The sequence below is a fragment of the Streptomyces sp. NPDC059443 genome, from assembly GCF_042750105.1.
Classification (GTDB): Bacteria; Actinomycetota; Actinomycetes; order Streptomycetales; family Streptomycetaceae; genus Streptomyces.
In genome coordinates this window covers 13,962-14,957 of record NZ_JBHYVM010000028.1, presented here as the reverse complement: position 1 = coordinate 14,957, position 996 = coordinate 13,962, and the positions used below count along the sequence as shown (strand labels likewise).

The following is a 996-nucleotide window of genomic DNA, read 5'->3' as shown; positions in this document are numbered from 1 at the left end:
TAATTATCCGTCCCACACCGATATAAACACATCTCTTTTCTTTGGCAGTGACTGTTGTTTATACTCTACCTCCCGTGGCCCAGGGGGCTCGGGCGCCCGGAGCCGGTGCCGCTACGAGCGGCAGTACTTCACCTCGGTGATGTTCTTGACGTAGCGCGCCGAGACCCAGCGCTCCTTGTGCTCCTTGGCGGCCTTGGGCATCGGCATCGACATCATGCCGCCGCCGTTCATGCCGTCCGTGCCGTCCTTCTTGTCCTTGTCGTCCAGCAGGTACCAGAGGTTGTTGCCGTCGACGCGCTCGCCGCGCTTCTTGCACTCGATGGAGAGCTTCTGGTGCGGGTGCACCTTGCCCACCTTGTACGAGTGGGTGGTCGGCCTGCTGCGCAGGGTCAGCGGGCCGCGCGAGGTGACGACGCCCCGGGCGTACTTCTTCGGGGCGGGCTTCGGGTACGCGTCGGGGTCGGTGAGGCCGTCGGAGCCCTGGTCGTCGTCCACGACGTTCTCCTGGCCCGGGTTGTCGGGCATCGGGTCGTCGTCCGCGACGGCGGTACCCGCCCCTACCAGGCCGAGAACCAGGCTTCCGGCGGCGAGAGCGAGGATGGTCCTGGTGGGCTTCAACATGAGCCGGCTCCTCCGAGAAGACGTACCCCCGGCCGCGGAGCGCGGCACGGGACGGCAACCGGGCGGTTGCCAGGGACGACTATGACGACGCAGGGGTGAACCGTCCGGCTGGCGCACCGGCAATTAGCCCGATATGCCCAATATATCGTCGTCGTTTTGAGGAAAGCGATGGACATGCGCCATACATCCGATAATCCGAGAAGTCTGGAATTCGAGCCCTCTTTCGGGGGACTCCCGCTCCCGCCCTCGATGGCTAGCATTCTCACAAGTCCTCGTCGGGGGGAGAAAGAGCTGGGTTTGGGAAGACAGTTTGGGTGGGTGGTGTTTGTGGAGAACAGGGTGTTTTTACAGGGTATTTGTTGGGACAAGTGACAC

Annotated in this window: 1 protein-coding gene; it reads right to left on the bottom strand. The window is 63.2% G+C overall.

The annotated features are described in order from the left end of the window. Window positions 1-111: 111 nt before the first annotated feature. Window positions 112-621: a hypothetical protein gene (locus ACFXDJ_RS24945; RefSeq protein ID WP_384850329.1), complete on the bottom strand. Its 510-nt coding sequence runs from the start codon at window positions 619-621 to the stop codon at window positions 112-114. Window positions 622-996 lie beyond the last annotated feature (375 nt).